The 3,320-nt window shown below is 69.4% G+C and carries 2 protein-coding genes and 1 pseudogene; 2 read left to right on the forward strand and 1 reads right to left on the reverse strand.

Translation table 11 applies throughout. The features are described from left to right. Positions 1 to 1,263: glycosyltransferase family 4 protein (locus tag ACEN88_RS27420; RefSeq protein ID WP_413344749.1), on the forward strand; the 1,263-nt coding region annotated here is incomplete at its 5' end. A 91-nt stretch (positions 1,264 to 1,354) separates the two neighbouring features. Then, positions 1,355 to 3,034: an ATP-binding protein gene (locus tag ACEN88_RS27425; protein ID WP_413344751.1), complete on the forward strand. Its 1,680-nt coding sequence runs from the start codon at positions 1,355 to 1,357 to the stop codon at positions 3,032 to 3,034. Positions 3,035 to 3,133: 99 nt separating this feature from the next. Here the strand turns inward: ACEN88_RS27425 and ACEN88_RS27430 are convergent. Further along, positions 3,134 to 3,320 (reverse strand): annotated as a pseudogene (locus tag ACEN88_RS27430) (ATP-dependent helicase); the annotation flags it as partial.

The raw sequence follows: 3,320 nt of genomic DNA on the forward strand, positions 1-3,320 counted from the left end.
GACGACGACGCCCTGCTGCAGCGTCTTGCGCGCTGCATCGCGCGCGCGCCCGACCCGCTGCAGCCGCGCCAGCTGCTGCTGGACGTGACGACGATCGCGCGCCACGACCTCAAGACGGGCATCGAGCGCGTCGTGCGCAACCAGTTGCAGGAACTGCTCAGGATGCGCGCGATCGGCTGGCGCGTCGAACCGGTATACCTCGACGAGAGCGGCAGCCACCCGCAATACCGCTACGCGCGCAACTACGCGGCGCGCCTGCTCGGCATCGACCAGGTGCTGCAGGGCCCGGACCCCGTCGTGGACGTGCTGGCCGGCGACATTTATTACTGCGCCGACCATTCGCCGCATGCCGCGATGACGGCCGCGCGCAGCGGTTTGTATGCCGCCTGGCGCGCGCGCGGCGTCTCCATCAACTTCACGGTGTACGACCTGCTGCCCGTGCTGCGGCCGGAATTCTTCCCGCCCCATGCCGACGTCACGCACGCGGCATTCCTCGACTGCGTGGCGGGCGAGGCGGACCGCCTGATCTGCATCTCGCACGCCGTGTGCGACGACCTCGCCCAATGGCTGGCGACGCGCGACGCGGCGCGCCGGCCGGGCCAGCTGCTGACGGCGCTGCACCTGGGCGCGGACCTGGAACTGGAAAAGCCGCACGGGGCGCCGCGGTCGCCGGTCGCGGAACAGGTCGCAGCGCAGGTGGCATCACGTCCGAGCTTCCTGATGGTGGGCACGATCGAGCCGCGCAAGGGCCACCTGCAGGCCATCGAGGCCTTCGAGCAGCTGTGGGCCGCGGGGGTGGACGTGAACCTCGTGATCGTGGGACGCGAAGGCTGGAAGCCGCTGGCCGACGCCGACCGCCGCACGCTGCCCCGCATCATGGAACGCCTGCGCGGCAGTCCGGAACTGGGCCGCCGCCTGCTGTGGCTGGACGGCATCGACGACGACACGCTGCAGCAAGTCTACCTGGCCAGCACCTGCCTGCTGTTCCCCAGCGAGGGCGAAGGCTTCGGCCTGCCGCTGATCGAGGCGGCGCATCACGGCCTGCCGCTGCTGGCGCGCAACCTGCCCGTGTTCCGCGAAGTGGCGGGCGAGCATGCGTATTACTTCTCGGGCCTGGACGGCGCGGCGCTGGCCGACGCGGTGCGCGCCTGGCTCGCGCTGCATGCCGAGGGGCGCCATCCGGCGTCGCAAGGCATGACGTGGATGACCTGGCGCGAACAGGCGCAAGCCCTGCTGGCGCTGCTGTCCGCGCCGTCCGCCTGAGGCCGCGGCGCTCTGTGCGCATCCGTACAGAGCGCCGACCGTTGCTCCGCCAAAATGAACGGCATCCCAAGCCTTCATGTGGCGAAATCGTATGGTCCTCGGTCCCAAAAAAGAAGATACGCGCAACAAGAACGTCGACGTGCAGGGCGGCGGCCAGAGCTACGGCGTACCCGCCGCGGGTGAGGTCGAAGGCAACGCCTACGAGCCCATGGGCACCCCCGGCGTCAACCACTGGCAGGCCACCTACATCAAGCGCGACGGCCTGGACGACCGCGGCAACATCTTCTTCGCCGCCGTCGAGATGACGCGCATGCCGATGGTCATCACGGATCCGCGCCAGCCGGACAACCCAATCGTGTTCTGCAACGGCGCCTTCCTCGACCTCACGCAGTACAAGGAAGAGGACGTCGTCGGCCGCAACTGCCGCATCCTGCAGGGCACGCAGACCGACCGCCACACGGTGGACGAGGTGCGCAAGGCGGTCGCCGAGCAGCGCGCCGTCGCCGTCGACATCCTCAACTACAAGGCCGACGGCACGCCGTTCTGGAACGCCCTGTTCATCGGGCCGATCTTCGACCAGGACGGCCAGCTACTGTACTTCTTCGCGTCGCAGATGGACATCACGGAACGCCGCACGAGCCAGGAATCGCACCTGCAGGCGCAGAAGATGGAAGCGATCGGCCAGCTGACGGCCGGCATGGCGCACGACTTCAACAACCTGCTGCAAGTCATCAACGGCAACCTGGAAGTCGCGCTGATCAGCCTCGAGAAACCTGACGCGGCGCGCGCCGCGCTGGAACGGGCGCAGCGCGCGGCCATGCGGGCCGGCAAACTCACCCAGCAGCTGCTGACGTTCGCGCGCAAGCAGCGGCTGGAACCCAAGGCCGTCAACATCAATACCCTCGTCGTGGAATTCTCCGAGATGCTCGTGCGCACGCTGGGCGACAAGGTCGACCTGCGGCTCGACCTGCGTCCCGGCCTCCCGCTGTGCCACCTCGATCCGACGCACCTGGAGATGGCACTGCTGAACGTGCTGATCAACGCGCGCGATGCCATGCCGGAGGGCGGCCAGGTGACCGTCGGCACCGCCATCGTGCGCGGCGAGGAGCGCATCCCCTATGTCGACCTGTGCGTGGTCGACAAGGGCATCGGCATGCCGCCCGAGGTGCTGCGGCGCGCGACGGAGCCCTTCTTCACGACCAAGGGACCGGGCACGGGGCTCGGCCTGGCAATGGTGCACGGCTTCGTGCAGCAGTCGCAGGGCCGCCTGGAAATCGACAGCAAGCCGGGCGAAGGCACGACGGTGCGCATGATCTTCCCCGTGGCCGACAATGGCCAGGACGGTGCCGGCACGGACCCGGACCCGGACACCACGACGCCGGAAGCGGACGCCATGGCGGGCAGCCGGCCCAGCGTGCTCGTGGTGGAAGACAACGACGACGTGCGCGAACTGGCCGAGAGCGTGCTGGGCATGGCCGGCTACACGGTGCTGGCGGCCGCCAGCGGCGAGAAGGCGCTGGACCTGCTGCGCGAGGGTGCGCGGGTGGACCTGCTGTTCACGGACGTGATCATGCCGGGCGGGATGAGCGGCCTGCAGCTGGTCGACGAAGCGCGCCGGCTGCGCCCGCGCCTGCCGGTGCTCGTCACGACGGGCTACATGGACGAATTGCCGGGACGTGGGCAGGGCCAGCGGCTGAATATCCTCGCCAAGCCGTACAAGCATGGCGACCTGCTGGAGCGGGTGGAGGCGGCGCTGGGAAAGGAAGTCTAATTACCGTCGCCCCCGCGCAGGCGGGGGCCCGATGTCGCATGCGGTGTCGTAACGCGTCGAACCTGGATCCCCGCCTTCGCGGGGACGACGCAAGGGAGCTTACTGCTTCGGGAGTCCGCCCAGCAGCGCCGCCAGCTTGGGCTTCGGCTTGCCCGATGCGGCCGGTGCCGCGGGCGTTTCCTTGCGCGGGGCTGCCGCCGGTTCGTACGGCTTGAGGAACCACGGATCGAGCTTTTCGCGGCGCGGCGCGCCGTAGCTGCGCGGGCCGCGGTCGGGGCGTTCCGTG

Origin of the sequence: Massilia sp. CT11-108, from assembly GCF_047302915.1 — a bacterium.
Classification (GTDB): Bacteria; Pseudomonadota; Gammaproteobacteria; order Burkholderiales; family Burkholderiaceae_D; genus Telluria; species Telluria orientalis.

What these genes read in the sequence shown, in the direction of transcription:
- ACEN88_RS27425 (WP_413344751.1), top strand. Translation starts at nt 1,355, where the DNA reads ATGGTCCTCGGTCCCAAAAAAGAAGATACGCGCAACAAGAACGTCGAC.